We start from the raw sequence: 15,948 nt of genomic DNA, 5'->3' as shown, positions 1-15,948 counted from the left end.
CGCCGCCGTGGCACACCGCGGCGGGCCGCTGACGACGGGGGAGGCCGGCCGATGATCGGAACGTTGACCCGGCACATAGCCGGGGCGGTCGCCGCCTGGCTGGTGTACGTCGCCGAGGGGTCGTTCGGCCTCTTGGCGCGGCTCGCGTTGGCCCTGGTCGCCGACGCCGGCCCGGGCAGGCCACTGGCCAGGCCCTTCATGGTGCTGGACGCCGCCCTGCCGGGTGCCGTCCTGGTGCTGCTCGTGGTGGTGCCGGCGGTCGTCATCGGCGACGTCGCCCTCGCCCGCCGTGGCGCGTTCGCTCGCACGCTGGCGGCCTGCGGGGTGGCCGTGTTCCTCGTCGGCCTGTACGTCGCCGGCATCGCGGCCGTCACCGGGGCGGTCGTCGCCGACGCGGCGTTGGCCTGGTTTCTTACGACGACGGTCGTGCTCTGCCCGGTGGTGGTCCACGCGGCCGTGGTGCAGGGGGCGCGGGCGGCGACCGGGTGGCTGGCCCGCTGGTGCCGCCCCGGCTCGCCGGCCACGGTCGCTCCGTCCGCGTCCTCGGTGGACCACCCCGGCGGCTCTGAGGCCCCGTGACCACGTCCCGCCCGCCGACCGACCTCGTCCCCGCCGACGTGCCGGCCGGGCAGCTCACCCACAACATGCTCAACGGGGTGACCGACGGCATCTGGCGCACCCGCCGGGACGGGCGGTCGGCCGTGCTGAAACTCCTCACCCCGCCCGGTCGCCCCGGCCCGGCGCACTGGGCCGGCAGCGAGGAGCCGGGGCACTGGAACTACTGGCGCCGCGAGGTCGAGGCGTACCGCAGCGGGCTGGCCACCGCCGCGTACGCCGACGCCGGGCTGGCCGCGCCGACGGCGCTGGCGGTCGACGACCGGCCGGACGGCTCGGTCGCGCTGTGGCTGCCCGAGGTCGCCGGCCGGCCGGGCGTCGCCTGCACGCCCGCCGACCTCGGGGAGGTGGCCGTCCGGCTCGGCGCCGGACACGCCCGCTGGCTCGGCGACCCCGAGGCGCGGGAACTGGCGGCCGGCGGTCGCCCGCCGGACTGGCTGGCGCGCGACTGGCTGCGCGACTACACGCTGAGCCGCCCGGTGGCCGCGCCGGTGCCGTGGGAGCACCCGGTCGCCGTCGCCGCCTGGCCGCGTTCCCTGCGCGACGCGCTGCGGGTGCTGTGGGAGCGGCGGCACGACGTGCTGGCCGCCACCGACCGGCTGCCGCGTACGCTCTGCCACCACGACTGCTGGCCGATGAACCTGGTGTTCGCCGCCGACGGCCCGGTGCTGCTGGACTGGTCCGGCGTCGGCCCGGGGCCGGTCGGCGAGGACGCGGCCAACCTGGTGCTGGATACCTTCCTCGACGGGCTGGTCGACGTCGCGCTGCTCGACGAGGTTGCCGCGACCGTGCCCGACCGGTACGCCGAGGGGCTGCGTGGCGCCGTCGCGCCGGGGGAGGTGGCCCGTGCCGTCCGGCTCACCGGGGCGGCCAAGTACTTCTGGCTGGCGCCGATGATGCTCGGCCGGCTGGGCCGCTCCGCCATCAGCGGCACCTACGACGCCCGCGACGAGGCGGAGATGATGGCGGGCCGCCGGCCCGTGCTTGAGCTGCTGGCCCGCTGGGCCGCCGAGGCGTGGGACTGACCGGGTGCGGGCAGGCCGTCAGACGTCGATGTTGAAGCGTTGCAGCACCGACGGGGCGACCAGCCCGGCCGCCGCGAGCACCGAGATCGCGGTCAGTACGGCCCGGACGACCACCACCTCGGTCTTGCTGCCGGCCCGCAGGGCGATCTTGTTCGGCAGCCCGATCGGCGTCCACATCCGACGCTTGATCGGGATGGGCCAGAGGATGGGCACCCCGGCCCGGGTGATCATGTCGCCGAGGATGTGCACGAAGCAGCCGACCCCGACGGCGGTGCCGATCAGCGGATAGCCCCGACCGCCGGGCAGGTTGGCGAAGGTGTACCAGGCGGCGGCGGCCGACGCGAGGGTGACGATGACCCAGCCGGCGCGCTCCGCCCACTTGTCGAACAGGCCGCGCAGCGCCAGCCCGAACATGAAGAAGAGGATGCCGATGACGGCCCACTTGCCGTACGCGGCGCAGAGCGTGGTGGTGCCCCAGCCGACCAACAGGGTGAACGGGATGGTGTGGGTCAGGGTGCGGTGGCCGTTGTTGCGGCGTGGATCCTTGCTGAGCTTCGTCGCGTAGTAGACCCCGAGGGAGACCTTCTCCATCACCTCGGCGATGAAGAGCGAGAACACGCCGAAGGTACGGGCGACGGTCGCCCCGCCCTGGTTGCGGGTCACCTTGCCGGAGAGGTCGAGGTCGGGGAAGAGCGCGCCACCGGCGCAGACGGCGGTGCCGACGGCGAGCTCCAGCGGCGACTGGTGGTAGTCGGCGAACTGTTGCAGCGCCCAGGATCCGGCCAGCCACACCGCCGCGCCGGACAGCGCGTGGGACGGTCCCATCATGTCGGCTCACCCTCCCCAGGGATCTTGAGCGCCAAAACTACGCCACTGTAGTTCGCCGACGCTCCGCAGGGGCATCGCCCGGACGGTCCACCGGGGACGGTGGCGGGGAGGGGTGGGTGGATCTGCCGCACCGGCAGGAAGTATGCCCTTGCCGGGCGGCAATCGGGGCCGGTTTGTCGGCCACCGGACGGTGGGGCGGCGGCGACGGCGGCTCAGCGGACGGCGCCGCCGACCGCGAGCAGGTTCCCCTCCGGGATGGTGATCTTCTGGCGGGCCCCGCCGAGCCGGGCGGCGGCGCGCCGGGCCTGCGTCGGGCCGTGCACCCGGCCGACCGTCGCGTACGTGCCGGCGGTCCGGGCGGCGATGGTCGTCCAGCCGTAGTGACGGCCGACCATGGCGCGCGCCCGCCGGGCCACCCGCCGGGCGAAGACCTCGTCGCCGAGGAGCTGGTCGACCGCCTCGCCGAGGGCGCCCGGGTCGCTGTGCGGGAAGGTCACCCCGGTCACGCCCGGCTCGACGATCTCGGCGAGGCCGCCGGTGCGGGCCACGGCCAGCGGCGCGCCGGCCGCCGCGGCCTCGAGGGCCACCATCCCGAACGGCTCGTAGAGGCTGGGCACCACGGTCGCGTCGGTGGCGCCGAGCAGCGCCGGGAGCCGGGTCGAGTCCAGGAATCCCGCGAAGCGTACGGTCTGCCCGAGCCCGAGGCGGTGGGTCTCCTCCTCCAACTCGCCGCGGTAGGGGCCGTCGCCCGCGATCACCACCCGCAGCCCGGGGTGCCGGTCGCGCAGGTACGGCACGGCGTGCACCAGGTGCTGCACGCCCTTCTCGTAGACCAGCCGGCCGGCGTACCCGACGAGCGGGCCGTCGCCGGCGAACCGGGCCCGGGCGGCCGTGACCGCCCCCGGCCGGGCGCGCCAGGCCCGGTCGTCGACCCCGTTGGGCACCACGTCGACCTGCCCGGCCGGCACGTCGAAGAGCGTGGCGACCTGCTCGCGCATGTAGCCGGAGCAGACGATCACCCGGGCGGAGGCGTTGCTCAGCCAGTGTTCGACGCCGTGGATGGTGCGGTTCATCTCCTCGGGCAGCCAGCCCTGGTGTCGGCCGGCTTCGGTGGCGTGGATGGTGCTGACGAGGGGGATGTCGAGGTGTTCGCGCAGGGTCATGGCGGTGTGGGCGACGAGCCAGTCGTGGGCGTGGATGACGTCGTAGGTGCCGGCTTCGGTGGCGCGTAGTGCGGCGCGGGTGAGGGTGTGGTTGAAGGCCATGGTCCAGGCGAGCAGGGAGGAGGTGGCCAGGGGGAAGGTGACGGGGTCTTCGGCGGCGCGGACGATGCGGACGCCGTCGGCGTACTCCTCGAGGGGTGCGCCGTCGGTGTGGCGGGTGACGACGGTGACTTCGTGGCCGGCGGCGGCGAGGGCGACGGAGAGGGCGTGCACGTGCCGGCCGAGGCCGCCGACGAGGACCGGCGGGTATTCCCAGGAGAGCATCAGCACCCGCTGTCGCCGGGCGGGATGGATGTCGATCACGTCGGCGTCAGGTGACAATGCGGCCCCCTTGAGTTGTCCCCGAGTGCGCGCCGCCGGCACCGGAGCGGTGCCCGTGACGGTCGGGACTGGATCGGGACCCATCCTGCTGGCGGCTGGCTAACCGCCGGAGACGCCGCCGTTGCGGTCGTGTAAAGCGCTACCGGCCGTTCCTGCGGGCGCGCAGCAGTTCGGCGACCGACCACGCCTGGAACGGGCACCCGGTGGCGGCGTGCGGCGCGAGTCCGTCGGCCGTCTCACTCACCGATCCTAGGCCGTACTCGGTCAGATGGGCCTCGATGCCGACGAAAAGGTCATCGACCGGCATCTTGGCCCGTCGGGCGGCGTCGGCGTACGGGCCGAGCAGCCACGGCCAGACGGTGCCCTGGTGGTAGGCGCCGTCCCGCTCGGCCGGACCGCCCCGGTGCCGCCCGACGAACTCGGGCGCGTCGGGGGAGAGGCTGCGCGGGCCCAGCGGGGTGAGCAGCCCGCCGGCGACCCGGCGCACGGTGGGCTCGTCGGGCTCCAGCGGCGCGTACGGCAGCGACCAGGCCAGCAGCTGGTTGGGGCGCAGCAGGTCGTCGTCGTGGTGCGCGGCCCCACCCAGCGGATACGCCGGCGCGGGCGCGTCCACCACGTCGTGCAGCCAGCCCGTCGGGGCCGGGAACCGGTGCCGGAACGAAGCGCTGGCCCGCTCGTGCAGCCGCCACAGCTCGCCCGCGTCCCGCCCCGCCAGCTCGGTCAGCTCGGCCAGGCCGGCCAGCCCGTTGACCCAGAGCGCGTTGACCTCCACCGGCTTGCCCGTACGCGGGGTGACCGGCACCCCGTACACCCGGGCGTCCATCCAGGTCAGCGCCGTGCCCGGGGTGCCGCCCTGGGTGAGCAGCCCGTCGGCCGGGTCGACGGCGATGCCGAAGCGGGTGCCGGCGAGGTGCGCGTCGACCACCCCGTGCAGCGCGGGCAGCAGCTCGTCGCCGAGGTCGGTGTCGCCGGTGACGGTGACGTGCCGGCTGACCGCGTGCAGGAACCACAGGGTCGCGTCGACGGTGTTGTACTCCACCCGCCCGGTGTCGGCGGTGTTGGCGAGCATGCCCTCCGACAGCGTCGCCGCGTACGCCCGCAGCAGCTCCCGGCCCTCGTCGGCCCGGTTGGTGCAGAGGAACAGCCCCTCGTAGGAGATCATCGTGTCCCGCGACCAGGCGCCGAACCACGGGTAGCCGGCCACCACGTCCGGCCCGGTGGAGGTGCGGACCACGAACGCGTCGGCGGCCAGCGCGAGCGTCGCCTCGACCGGGTCGGCCGGCTTCGCCGCGGCCACCACCCGCCGGTTACGGGCCCGGGCCGCCGCGACCACCTCGGTCGCCGGTGGCGGCTCCTCGGCCAGCTCGCCGGCCCAGGCGAGCACCGACACCGTGTCGCCCGGGCGCTCCAGCTCGCCCGAGAACCGGCCCGCGTACCAGAGGTCCTCGTCGGGGTTCAGGCCCCGCGCCGCCTCCTCCCGGTGATGCGCGCCGAGCCACCACTGTCCCTGCGGGGTCCAGTCCGGCCCGGCGAGCCGGAACGCGCCCTCGACCACCGCCCCGCCCGGCACCGGCTCCACCCGCGGGGCCGGACCGTCGGCGCGGCGCTCGCCGTGCGCGTCCCGCCAGGTGCAGGCCGCCGCGAGTTCGAGCCGCACCGGCCCGCCGGAGACGAGCCGGTGCACGACGGCCACGCAGGAGCGGCCGTGCGTCATCGCCAGCTCCCGCTCGATCACCACGTCGCCGACGCGCCAGCGCCACCGGGGCAGGCCGTCGGTCAGGTCGAAGCGCTCCAGCAGCTCGAAGCCGCGCGGGTCGACGTCGCCGGAGGCCCACTCGTGCGCGCCCAGGCGCACCCGGGCGCCGGAGGGGAACAGCACGGCCGGGTCCAGGCCGACCAGTCCCACGCGGCGGGACGCCGGCGTCTCGCCGGCCACCACGAGCAGCCCGTGGTACCGGCGGGTGCGCAGCCCGCTCACCGTGCCGGTGGCGTAGCCGCCGAGACCGTCGGTGACCAGCCACTCCCGGGCGGCGCCGCCGGTCAGGTCGCCGCACACCTGCGGGCCGAAGCGAATGTCGATCAACTTTCCTCCACCGGCGGCGGGGTGCAACACGCCACGACGAGAATGGCTCCTGTGGTGAAGTCCCCCGGCGGCGTCGAAGATGTGCGAGTGATCACCGACGTGCCGCCCCCCGACGACTCCGCGCCCGACCCCGAACGGCTCCGGCTGGCTCAGGCCGACGCCGGGGAGCAGGACTGGCGCGCATGGGGTCCCTATCTGTCCGAACGGGCGTGGGGGACGGTACGGGAGGACTACAGCGAGCACGGTACGGCCTGGGACTACTTCCCGCACGACCACGCGCGGTCCAGAGCCTACCGCTGGAGCGAGGACGGCATGGCGGGCGTCTGCGACGACCGGCAGACGTTCTGCTTCGCCCTCGCCCTGTGGAACGGGAGGGACCCGATCCTCAAGGAGCGGATGTTCGGCCTCGGCGGCGACGGCGGCAACCACGGCGAGGACGCCAAGGAATACTGGTGGTACGAGGACTCCACCCCCACCCACTCGTGGATGCGCTGGCGCTACCACTACCCCCAGGCCGCCTTCCCGTACGACGAGCTGGTCGCGGTGAACGCGCTGCGCGGCCGGGACGACACCGAGTACGAGCTGGTCGACACCGGCATCTTCGACGACGACCGGTACTGGGCGGTGACCGTCGACTACGCCAAGGCCACCCCGACGGACCTGTGCGTCGTCGTCACCGTCGCCAACCGGGGCGACCGGGCGGCCACCCTGCACGTGCTGCCCACCCTCTGGTTCCGCAACACCTGGGCGTGGGGGCTGCCCGGCGGCGACCGGGTGCCCCGGCTGGTCGGCGAGGGATCGCGGCTCGTCGGCGAGCACCGGGTGCTCGGTCAGCTGCTGCTGGAGGGCGACGGGGAGCCCACGCCGCTGCTCTGCGACAACGACACCAACGCCGAACGGCTCTGGGGGCTGCCCGGCCGCTCCGCCTACCCGAAGGACGGCATCAACGACCACGTGGTCGACGGCGCCCCGACGGTCAACCCGGCCCGGGAGGGCACCAAGGGGGCGCTGCACTACGTGCTGGACGTGCCGGCCGGGGCGCAGCGGCGGATCCGGCTGCGGCTGACCCGTACCGCCCCACCGCCCGGCGGCGCCCCGCCCCCGCCGGCGGACCTGGGTGACGGCTTCGACGCGGTGGTGTGGGCCCGGCGGGCGGAGGCGAACCGGTTCTTCGCCGGCGTCATCCCGACCGCCGCGACACCGGACGAGACCCTCATCGCCCGGCAGGCGATCGCCGGGCTCATGTGGGGCAAGCAGTTCTACCACTTCGACGTCAAGCGTTGGCTGGAGGGCGATCCCGGCTCCGCGCCCCCGCCCCCGGGCCGCCGGCACGGGCGCAACAGCGCCTGGTGGCACATGACGAGCTTCGACGTGATCTCCATGCCCGACCCGTGGGAGTATCCCTGGTACGCGGCCTGGGACCTGGCCTTCCACTGCGTCAGCATCGCCCGGGTCGACCCCGGCTTCGCCAAGGAGCAGCTGCTGCTCCTGCTCCGCGAGTGGTACCTGCACCCCAACGGCCAGATCCCGGCGTACGAGTGGGCGTTCGGCGACGTGAACCCGCCGGTGCACGCGTGGGCGGCGCTGAAGGTCTTCGAGATCGACGGCAGCCGGGACCACGACTTCCTGGCCCGGGTGATGCACAAGCTGCTGCTCAACTTCACCTGGTGGGTCAACCGCAAGGACACCGGCGGCAACAACGTCTTCGAGGGCGGCTTCCTCGGGCTGGACAACGTCGGCCCGTTCGACCGGTCGGCGGCGCTGCCGGTGGCCGGGGTGCTGGAGCAGTCCGACGGCACCGGCTGGATGGGCATGTACGCGCTGAACCTGCTCGACATCGCCGTCGTGCTGGCCGAGCACGACCGCACCTGGGTCGACACCGCCACCAAGTTCTTCGAGCACTTCGCCTACATCGCCGCGGCCGCGTACGAGCAGGGCCTGTGGGACGCCGAGGACGCGTTCTTCTACGACGTGCTGCGCCTCGCCGACGGCTCGAAGGTGCCGCTGAAGGTCCGCTCGGTCGTCGGCCTGCTGCCGCTGGCCGCGACGACCCGGCTCACCGCCCACACCCTGCACCGGCTGCCCGAGCTGCACGCCCGGTTGCGCTGGTTCCTCGCCAACCGCCCCGAGTACGCCGACGTCATCGGCGCCCGCCGGCTCGGGCCCGACGGCCGCCAGCACCGGCTGCTGTCCATGGTCGGCCCGGAGCAGATCGTCCGGCTGCTCGCCCGGATGCTCGACACCGACGAGTTCCTCTCCGAGTACGGCCTGCGCACGCTGTCCCGGGCCCACCTCGACAAGCCGTTCTCGGTGACCCTCGGCGGCCAGGAGTTCAGCGTCGGCTACGAGCCGGCAGAGTCGACCAGCGGCCTGTTCGGAGGCAACTCGAACTGGCGCGGCCCGATCTGGATGCCGACCAACTTCCTGCTGATCAGCGCGCTGCGCGACTACGCCGCATTCTTCGGCGACGACCTCCAGGTGGAGTACCCGACGCGGTCGGGGGTGAAGCGGACCCTCGACGAGATCGCCGACGACCTCTCCGCGCGGCTGATCTCCCTGTTCACCCGCGACGACTGGGGCCGGCGGCCGATCTACGGCGCCGCCCAGCTCTTCCAGACCCACCCGGACTGGCGGGACCTGATCTGCTTCCCCGAGTACTTCCACGGCGACAACGGCGCCGGGCTGGGCGCCTGGCACCAGACCGGCTGGACGGCACTGGTCGCCGACCTGATCCTCACCCTGCGCCGCTGACCCCGCGCGGGCCGTGCCCGCCCTGAGCCCGCGGGCGGTGCCCGCCCTGAGCCCGCGGGCGGTGCCCGCCCTGAGCCCGGGCGGGTGGTGCCCGCCGTGCCGCAGGCGGGTCAGGGCGGGGCCAAGCCGCCGTGCCGGGCGGGCCGTGGTTATCGTGCCGCAGGCGGGTCAGGCTGCCGTGACGCAGGCGGGTCGCCGTGCCGGCGTGTCGGGGGTCGGCCCGCCCTCGCTGCCCTCGGCCTGATCCGCCGCGCCCCGTTCCGCCGCGCGTGGCCCGTCCTGGCTCGGTGCGGCCGGCCCGCTCCCCGAACGGTCGCGGCACGGCGAGGCGAACGGGGCAGATCTTGGCAGGAATCGGCCCCTATGGGGGCGCTCCGGTACCAAGATCTCTGGCGACGGCGACGGCGACGGCGACGCGCCGGGGCGCAGAGTCGTCAATCCGTCGCGGATGCCTCACAAGCGGTGACGGTGGCTAGCATCGGTGGCGTGTCGCCAGCAGAGGAAGCAGACGCCGCGCCGGCCGAGCGGGAGCGCCTCGTCCTGGCCGCCCGACAGCTGGCCGAGGCCGAGGGGTGGGCGGCGGTGACCCACCGCCGGCTGGCCGAGCGGACCGGGATCGACATCGAGGCCCTCTACCGTCGCTTCCCCGACCCGGCCGCGCTGATGTCCGCCGTGGCGGTGCTCGGCTTCGCCGACCTGGCCGCCGCGCTCGCCGCCGCCCGGGACACCGCCACCGGAGGCGAGCGTGGGCAATGGCCGGCCGTGGTGACGGCCTACCTGGACTTCGCGTACGCCAGTCCCGAGGTCTACGACGCGATGCTCGCGCACACCGCGGACCTCACGCTGGGCCGCGACCCGGGGCCCGGGGCGCCCCGGGCGGCCTCCGCCGAGCTGCGCGCGGCCCTGACGCCACTGGCTGCCGGCCGTGACCCCGACACCCTCGCCGAGGTCGGGTGGGCGCTGCTGCACGGCACGGTCATGCTGACGCGGGGAGGGCGGCTGCGCCCGGACGTTCAGGAACAGCGCGAGGAAATGATCATGTCCGGCATATTCGCCGCCCCCTGACCCCGCAGCCCAACCCCGGCCCGGCGGCTCGGCCCCCGACCCGGCGGCCCGATCCCCGACCCCGCGGCTCGGCCCCCGACCCCGCGGCTCGGCCCCTCCCCGGCCCCAACCTGCGCGGCCCACCGCCCCGCCGACCGCTCGCAACTCGCTTGCCGCTCGGAATCTTGGACAGTTACGGTGCGCACCGCACGGTAACTGTCCAAGATCAGCTAGGTGCGCCTCCAGCACGGCCCGGAGTCGCATCGCATCGCGGGGAGGGGACGGGGAGGCATGGGGGACGCGATTCGCCGCCGCGACGGGCAGGTGCTCGTCTTCGACGCCGACGACACGCTCTGGGAGAACAACGTCCTGTTCGAGCGGGTGATCGACGACTTCCTGGAGTGGCTGGACCATCCGACCCTCGACCGGGCCGAGACCCGGGCCATCCTGGACGACATCGAGCGGGCCAACGCGGTCGCGCACGGCTACGGCAGCAAGGTGTTCCTGCGCAGCCTGGGGGAGTGCCTGGAGCGACTACGGCAGCGGCCCGTGACCGAGGCGGAGCGGCGCGAAATCGAGGAGCTGGCGGCGGCCCTGGTCGCGCACCAGGTGGAGTTGATGCCCGGGGTGGCCGAGGCGCTGGACCTCCTGGCCGCCCGGCACCACCTGCTGCTGCTGACCAAGGGCGAACACGAGGAGCAGCAGCGCAAGCTCGACGCCTTCGGTCTGTTGCACCACTTCCGGGCCGCGCACATCGTGCCGGAGAAGGACGTCGACACCTACCGGTGGCTGGTCCGGGAACACGGCGTCGACCCCGCCGTCACGTGGATGATCGGCAACTCCCCGAAGTCCGACATCCTGCCCGCCCGCGCCGCCGGGCTGAACGCCGTGTTCATCCCGAACGACAACACCTGGGTGCTGGAACACGACGAGCTGGACCCGGCCGACCCGGGCGTGCTGCGGCTGTCCGCGTTCCCCGATCTGCTGCGCCACTTCTGAGCCGCAGCCGGGCCGCCGGGGAGCCACAGCCGGGCTGCCAGGAAGCGGCGGCGGCGCACCGGACACAATGGTCGCCTCGACGGGAAACAGCGTTGGCCCCGAGGGGCGTGTTACGTCGACATGCCGCTTTTCCACCTTGACATCAATCACGCCGCCTCGGCCCCGGCTCGTCCTTGTCCGGGCCCCGGCGGCACGCCTAGCCTGATTCGGCGCTCACGGCCCTTCGGGGTGGGCCGGGAGCGTGCCGAAGTCCGGTTGCCGGGCACACGGAGCTGAGTGCAGGCGGCAGGCTCGCCGCGTCGAGCCCGGCGTGGGCGGCGTGCCACGCCCACGTGCTCACGCGGTGCGTCCGTTACGACGCCGGACGGCTGGGGGCAGGACCGGGGAGTTGCGGCCCCGGTCCTGACACCCTCGGCGGATCGCCTCTCCGTCGCGCCGCCTGACGGCGGAAGACCCGCTGTCGCAGAGCGCCACCGTGGGCATCACCATTCGATTCGGTGACCGGTGCGTCGGCGGGCCGGCGGGTGGGCCCACTGGTCGCCTGACTGCGCCGGCGGATCACCGTCGCGGGCCGCTGCGGCCGAGCCCTGCGGAGGGCGGCAGGGCAAGGGCTACTCCCGCCGGCTCGGCCCGGGACGTGGCGGCCCGGCCGGTAACGAGCGTTGCCGGGCACGTCACGGGGCGTCGACGACCTCGCGTCCGAGGGGCCAGATCGCGGCGGGAACGAGCTTGAAGTTGGCGATTCCGAACGGAATGCCGATGACCGTGAGGCACAGCGCGACACCAGCCAGGACGTGGGACAGGGCCAGCCACCAGCCCGCGAGCACCACCCAGAGGACGTTGGCCAGCCCGGAGGCGATCCCGGCGCCGGGCTTGGGCACGACGGTGCGCCCGAACGGCCACAGCGAGTAGACCGCGAGCCGGAGCGACGCGACGCCGAACGGGATCGTGACCACCAGGACGAAGCAGATCAGCGCGGCGATGCCGTAGCCGGCGGCGAGGACGATGCCGCCGCCGAAGACGAGCCACAGCACGTTGAGCACAAATCGGATCATGTCTTCGAGCATGACCGACCGGTACCACCCGGTGCCGGCCGTCCGGCCCGTCGGGCGCCCTGCAGCGTGGGACCGCCCGCCACCGGACCCGGGGCGGGCGGGAGCGGCGGGAGCGTACGTCTCAGGAGACCTCGCCGCGCACGATCGCCACCGCCACCCGGCAGAACTCGTCCATGTCGGGATTGAATCCGGCGGCGATGTCCGGGTGCAGCCCTGAGCGCGTCTCGTCGAGCAGCCGCTGGCAGACCTGCTCCACCGGCTCACCGGCGTAGCTGGCGCTGATCCGTTCCGTGGCGGCCTGCAACGCCGAGGTCAGCTGGTCCTCCAGCGGGCCCTGCAGCTTCTGCTGCACGGGATCGAGCCCGCGAGGGTCCAGCGTGACATGTGGCTCCGACATCGGCGCTCCCTTCGTCGGCGTCCGCGGTACCCCACCGCGGCCATCGGTCAAACCACGTGCGGTACGGCGGCCACCCGCACCCGGTACGAGAAGTTCTCGGCCGGCTCCTGCGCGTACGACAGCCGGCGGATCTGCCGGTCGTCGTCGTAGAGGGCGACGTCCACCAGGACGCCGAGGTGGGCCAGGCCGATGCTGGCCACCCGCTTCTTGTCCTGGAGCACCCCACACACCCCGCCCAGCAGGGCGCTGGCGTCGGAGGTGCGGTGCCCGGGCGGGCAGCGCAGCACGAGGTCCACCTCGATCGGCTCCGACAGCGGCGTCCAGCCGGTGCGCTGGGCCGCTTCGCAGGCCGCCTCGAGTAGGGCGCGGACCCTCGTCGCCTGCCGGTGCCCGGCGGCGAAGACGGACAGCGCCTCGGTCCTGACCGGTGGCAGGCCACTCACCTCGAACGTCAGGGCGAGGGCGCGTGTGTCCTGCACGACGGCACCTCCTCGTTGGCAACGATCCTGCCCAATGCAGCCGGCGGCGGCGGAGGTTCCCGCGAGAACCCACCGATCGGGGCGGACCGACCGGCCCGGGGCGCCCGACGCCGATCATGAGGTTGGTCGCGACGAAACGGACGAATCGCCACGCCAACGTCGTGATCAACGAGGCAGGGGCGGGGTGGGGGGATCTTGTTACGGTGTGGTCGTGGCGGATGGAGCGGCTGGTTGGGGGAGGAAGGTCCTGCTCTGGGCCGGGCTTCCCTTCCTCGCCCTTCTCGGGCTGGCCCTCGGTGTACCCGACGTCACCCCGGCCTGGCAGGCGAAGTCCGGTGGCGGCACGGCGGGCACGTTCACCGCACTGCACGAGAAGTGCAGCCGCTACTGCGTCTGGTACGGCGACTTCGTCCCGGACGGGGGCGGGACGCCGCGTCACGACGTCATCGTCTACGACGGGCCGGACCGGCTGACCCAGGGGACCCCCGTGGCGGCCCGCGACACCGGCGCCCGCAGGGGCGTCTTCGCCGTCCAGGGCGGCGACACCTGGCTGCTCTTCTCCGGGCTGGCGGGGGCCGGCGCGCTCGCCGCGATCGGCTGGGTGGTGCTGCTGGTGCGCGCGATCACCAACCGGCGCCGCGTCGGGCCCTGACCGGGCCAGCCAGCCACGCCTCCCCGAGCGGGCGAGGCGCCTCGACCGGGGAGGCCCGAGCAGGCGCCGGCCGCAGGCCCCGGGAAGGCAAACGGCCGTAGGCCCGGGAAGGCGACGGCGCCGTAGGCCCGGGTAGGCGACGGCCGCAGGCCCGGGCGAGCGATTGCCGTAGGCCCGGGTAGGCGACGGCCGCAGGCCCGGGCGAGCGATTGCCGTAGGCCCGGGTAGGCGACGGCCGCAGGCCCGGGCGAGCGATTGCCGTAGGCCCGGGTAGGCGACGGCCGCAGGCCCGGGCGAGCGATTGCCGTAGGCCCGGGCAGCCGACTGCCGCAGGTCAGTGGCGGGCGCGCTTGACCTCGTGGAAGGCGGGCATCCGGATCAGGGGTAGCAGCGAGTCCCAGATCGTCAGGGCGTCGTCGGTGCCGGGGACCTCGGTCAGGATCGGGCCGTGGATGCCCCGCTCGGCGCCCGGGACCATGAGCACAGGCGCGCCGATGTCCGGGCCGGCCGAGGCGTACGCCAGGGCGTGCGACTCGCGTACCGCCTCGTCCCAGCGGTCGTCGTCGAGTGCCGGCGCAGCCTCTCGCAGGCCCGCCGCCTCGACGGCCGCGTCCACGATCTTCGCCGACAGCGGGTTGCCCGCGTCGTGGCTGCGGGCGCCGACCTCGGCGTAGAACCGGGCGACGTCGTCGTGACGGCCCTCGGCGCGCAGCGCCTCCACCAGCCGCAGCGCCCGGCTTGAGGCGGTCATCGCGTCGGCGTACTCCGGCGGCACCCCGCCCGAGTTGAGGATGGCCAGGCTGAATGCCCGCCACTCGATGTGCAGGCCCCGGGCGTCGGCGACCGCGACGAGCCAGCGGGAGGTGCGCCAGGTCCACGGGCAGGCCGGGTCGAGGAAGAAGGTGGCGTCCATCGGCCGAGCCTACGGGCGACCGGGCCGGCCCGCACGGCGGTGATCCGCGCCACAGCCGGTGCCTCCGGCGCCGTCCCAACAGCGTCAGGTTTCGCAACTTCGCAGGTCGGGCAGTGTTGGGGCCACGAAACGTCCGGGCGACGCAACCGCTGGTCAGACGGCCCGAACGGCTCGCCGTGCGCCGGGGCGCGGAGCCTCTCCCCGGCCTTGGCCGACACGAGGGGAGGGGTGATGAGCGACCCTGACAAGGCCGGACGCCGACGGCGGCCACGCGTGCGCGCGGTGGCTGCCGCCGCGGCGTTGACGCTGGTGGCACCGATGGCGGCCGCCTGCGGTTCCGACGGGGACGGCGGCACACCCACGATCAACCTGTACTACCCGCCGGAGCAGAACCTGCAGAAGGTCGTCGACGACTGCAACGCGCAGGCCCAGGGGCGCTACAAGATCGCCTACCGGGTGCTGCCCCGGCAGGCCGACGACCAACGGGTGCAGATGGTCCGCCGGCTGGCGGCACAGGACAGCGGCATGGACGTCCTCGGCCTCGACGTGACCTGGACCCAGGAGTTCGCCAGCGCCGACTGGATCAGGGAGTGGACCGGGCAGGACCGGGCCGAGGTCGAGCAGGGCACCCTCGCCGGCCCGCTGGAGACGGCGCGCTACGAGGACAAGCTCTACGGCGCGCCGAAGAACACCAACGTCCAGCTGCTCTGGTACCGCAAGGACCTGGTGCCGCAGCCGCCGAAGACGTGGGACCAGATGATCTCCACCGCCCAGGAGCTGAAGCAGCAGGGCAAGCCGCACCAGGTGCTCACCATGGGCGCCCAGTACGAGGGCCTCGTCGTCCTCTACAACACCCTCGCCGAGAGCGCCGGCGGCAAGATCCTCAGCGACGACGGCAAGAAGGCCGTCATGGACGAGGGCACCGTGCGGGCGCTGGAGCAGCTCCAGCGCTTCGCCACGTCGGGCGTGACGTCGCCGTCGTTCAGCAACGCCACCGAGGACCCGGTCCGGCTGGAATTCCAGTCCGGCGACGGCGCGTTCCAGGTCAACTGGCCGTTCGTCTACCCGGCGCTGCAGGAGGCCGACCCGGAGCTGGCGAAGCAGGTCGGCTGGGCCCGTGTCCCGGGCGTCGACGAGAACACCCCGAGCAAGGTCACCATCGGCGGGATCAACATGGCGGTCAGCGCCTACTCGAAGTACCCCGAGGAGTCCTTCGAGGCGGCCCGCTGCATCCGCAACGAGAAGAACCAGAAGTTCTCCGCGGTCAACGACGGCGTGCCGCCGACCATCGAGAAGGTCTACGCCGATCCGGAGATGGCTGAGGCGTACCCGATGCGGGACACCATCCTCGAAGAGCTCAAGGAGCCGGCGGTCCGGCCTTTGACCCCGGCGTACCAGAGCATTTCCACCGTCATGTCGGCGATCCTGTCGCCGCCGTCGGCGATCCGGCCCGAGCAGACCGCCGACGAGCTGCGCGACGCCATCGCCGACGCCCTCGAATCGAAGGGGGTCCTGCCGTGAGCCAGCGCACCCGGCGACTCGACGCCGACCGCCCGGAGGTGG

General features: G+C 73.8%; 14 protein-coding genes. 7 read left to right on the top strand and 7 right to left on the bottom strand.

Annotation, left to right across the window (positions count from 1 at the left end):
• The first annotated feature begins 51 nt into the window (after positions 1–51).
• The gene (locus OG989_RS28125) at positions 52–579 is read left to right on the top strand and encodes a hypothetical protein (RefSeq protein ID WP_327028986.1); all 528 of its coding nucleotides are present in this window, start codon (positions 52–54) and stop codon (positions 577–579) included.
• Complete coding sequence (locus OG989_RS28120; protein WP_225852004.1) at positions 576–1,640, top strand: phosphotransferase; 1,065 nt, start codon at positions 576–578, stop codon at positions 1,638–1,640. The genes OG989_RS28125 and OG989_RS28120 overlap by 4 nt, the downstream gene beginning before the upstream one ends.
• Before the next feature lie 18 nt (positions 1,641–1,658).
• Here the strand turns inward: OG989_RS28120 and OG989_RS28115 are convergent, their stop codons facing one another.
• The 3 genes from OG989_RS28115 to OG989_RS28105 all read right to left on the bottom strand — a co-directional run bounded on the left by OG989_RS28115 (position 1,659) and on the right by OG989_RS28105 (position 6,095).
• Positions 1,659–2,468 (bottom strand): metal-dependent hydrolase, encoded by an 810-nt coding sequence (locus OG989_RS28115; protein WP_311412960.1) that lies wholly within the window; start codon positions 2,466–2,468, stop codon positions 1,659–1,661.
• A gap of 212 nt (positions 2,469–2,680) precedes the next feature.
• Positions 2,681–4,012: a glycosyltransferase family 4 protein gene (locus OG989_RS28110; protein WP_327028985.1), complete on the bottom strand. Its 1,332-nt coding sequence runs from the start codon at positions 4,010–4,012 to the stop codon at positions 2,681–2,683.
• Positions 4,013–4,151: 139 nt separating this feature from the next.
• Entirely contained in the window at positions 4,152–6,095 is a 1,944-nt protein-coding gene (locus OG989_RS28105) for an amylo-alpha-1,6-glucosidase (protein WP_327028984.1), read from the bottom strand.
• Positions 6,096–6,137: 42 nt separating this feature from the next.
• On the opposite strand from OG989_RS28105, the gene OG989_RS28100 reads away from it, so the two are divergent.
• From OG989_RS28100 to OG989_RS28090, 3 genes are all read left to right on the top strand, one after another.
• A complete protein-coding gene (locus OG989_RS28100; RefSeq protein ID WP_151453211.1) occupies positions 6,138–8,846 on the top strand; it encodes an MGH1-like glycoside hydrolase domain-containing protein in 2,709 nt (902 codons plus the stop codon).
• 486 nt (positions 8,847–9,332) lie between these two features.
• The gene (locus OG989_RS28095; protein ID WP_327028983.1) at positions 9,333–9,911 is read left to right on the top strand and encodes a TetR/AcrR family transcriptional regulator; all 579 of its coding nucleotides are present in this window, start codon (positions 9,333–9,335) and stop codon (positions 9,909–9,911) included.
• A gap of 270 nt (positions 9,912–10,181) precedes the next feature.
• Positions 10,182–10,889, top strand: coding sequence for an HAD family hydrolase (locus tag OG989_RS28090; RefSeq protein WP_327028982.1), 708 nt, complete (start codon positions 10,182–10,184; stop codon positions 10,887–10,889).
• A 674-nt stretch (positions 10,890–11,563) separates the two neighbouring features.
• Here OG989_RS28090 and OG989_RS28085 read toward each other — a convergent pair.
• The 3 genes from OG989_RS28085 to OG989_RS28075 all read right to left on the bottom strand — a co-directional run bounded on the left by OG989_RS28085 (position 11,564) and on the right by OG989_RS28075 (position 12,820).
• The gene (locus OG989_RS28085; protein ID WP_101415103.1) at positions 11,564–11,944 is read right to left on the bottom strand and encodes a YccF domain-containing protein; all 381 of its coding nucleotides are present in this window, start codon (positions 11,942–11,944) and stop codon (positions 11,564–11,566) included.
• Between the two features lie 121 nt (positions 11,945–12,065).
• Positions 12,066–12,341 (bottom strand): hypothetical protein, encoded by a 276-nt coding sequence (locus tag OG989_RS28080; protein ID WP_121400795.1) that lies wholly within the window; start codon positions 12,339–12,341, stop codon positions 12,066–12,068.
• Between the two features lie 47 nt (positions 12,342–12,388).
• Positions 12,389–12,820, bottom strand: coding sequence for a hypothetical protein (locus tag OG989_RS28075; RefSeq protein WP_327028981.1), 432 nt, complete (start codon positions 12,818–12,820; stop codon positions 12,389–12,391).
• A gap of 211 nt (positions 12,821–13,031) precedes the next feature.
• Here OG989_RS28075 and OG989_RS28070 point away from each other — a divergent pair, with 211 nt between their 5' ends.
• Positions 13,032–13,472 (top strand): hypothetical protein, encoded by a 441-nt coding sequence (locus tag OG989_RS28070; RefSeq protein WP_327028980.1) that lies wholly within the window; start codon positions 13,032–13,034, stop codon positions 13,470–13,472.
• 334 nt (positions 13,473–13,806) lie between these two features.
• Here the strand turns inward: OG989_RS28070 and OG989_RS28065 are convergent, their stop codons facing one another.
• Positions 13,807–14,385 carry a mycothiol-dependent nitroreductase Rv2466c family protein gene (locus tag OG989_RS28065; protein ID WP_151455254.1) on the bottom strand — a complete coding sequence of 193 codons (579 nt, stop codon included), beginning with the start codon at positions 14,383–14,385 and terminating at the stop codon, positions 13,807–13,809.
• Positions 14,386–14,616: 231 nt separating this feature from the next.
• On the opposite strand from OG989_RS28065, the gene OG989_RS28060 reads away from it, so the two are divergent.
• Positions 14,617–15,906 carry an ABC transporter substrate-binding protein gene (locus OG989_RS28060; RefSeq protein ID WP_151455255.1) on the top strand — a complete coding sequence of 430 codons (1,290 nt, stop codon included), beginning with the start codon at positions 14,617–14,619 and terminating at the stop codon, positions 15,904–15,906.
• Positions 15,907–15,948 lie beyond the last annotated feature (42 nt).

This window comes from Micromonospora sp. NBC_01740 (genome assembly GCF_035920365.1).
Lineage (GTDB): Bacteria > Actinomycetota > Actinomycetes > Mycobacteriales > Micromonosporaceae > Micromonospora > Micromonospora reichwaldensis.
Note: the sequence above shows the minus strand (reverse complement) of the source record. Positions and strands in the feature narration are given on the sequence as shown.

Coding starts and splice junctions, on each gene's coding strand:
- OG989_RS28125 (WP_327028986.1), top strand. CDS start 52: ATGATCGGAACGTTGACCCGGCACATAGCCGGGGCGGTCGCCGCCTGG.
- OG989_RS28115 (WP_311412960.1), bottom strand. CDS start 2,468: ATGATGGGACCGTCCCACGCGCTGTCCGGCGCGGCGGTGTGGCTGGCC.
- OG989_RS28100 (WP_151453211.1), top strand. CDS start 6,138: ATGGCTCCTGTGGTGAAGTCCCCCGGCGGCGTCGAAGATGTGCGAGTG.
- OG989_RS28090 (WP_327028982.1), top strand. CDS start 10,182: ATGGGGGACGCGATTCGCCGCCGCGACGGGCAGGTGCTCGTCTTCGAC.
- OG989_RS28085 (WP_101415103.1), bottom strand. CDS start 11,944: ATGATCCGATTTGTGCTCAACGTGCTGTGGCTCGTCTTCGGCGGCGGC.
- OG989_RS28080 (WP_121400795.1), bottom strand. CDS start 12,341: ATGTCGGAGCCACATGTCACGCTGGACCCTCGCGGGCTCGATCCCGTG.
- OG989_RS28065 (WP_151455254.1), bottom strand. CDS start 14,385: ATGGACGCCACCTTCTTCCTCGACCCGGCCTGCCCGTGGACCTGGCGC.
- OG989_RS28060 (WP_151455255.1), top strand. CDS start 14,617: ATGAGCGACCCTGACAAGGCCGGACGCCGACGGCGGCCACGCGTGCGC.